The organism is Streptomyces sp. NRRL B-1347 (genome assembly GCF_000720325.1).
Lineage (GTDB): Bacteria > Actinomycetota > Actinomycetes > Streptomycetales > Streptomycetaceae > Streptomyces.
Map to the genome: position 1 here is coordinate 1 of NZ_JOJM01000342.1, position 222 is coordinate 222.

1 protein-coding gene is annotated in these 222 nt (G+C 72.5%); it reads left to right on the plus strand.

All coding sequences use genetic code 11. The annotated features are described in order from the left end of the window. Nucleotides 1-222 (plus strand): transposase (locus tag IG74_RS0145290; RefSeq protein ID WP_030689848.1); only part of this gene is annotated, 222 nt, incomplete at both ends.

Genomic DNA, 222 nt, shown 5'->3' on the forward strand with positions numbered 1-222 from the left:
CCCAAGGAGTTCAAGCGGGACGCCGTCGGGCTGGTCCGTTCCTCCGGGCGGCCGGTGGCCGAGGTGGCCCGCGAGCTCGGCGTCAGCACCGAAGGCCTGCGGACCTGGGTGAACCAGGCGAAAGCCGACCGGGGCGAGGGCCCGGCGGGCGCACTCACCAGCGCCGAGCGGGAAGAGCTGAAGGGTCTCCGCAAGGAGCTGGCGGAAGCGAAGAAGGCGAAC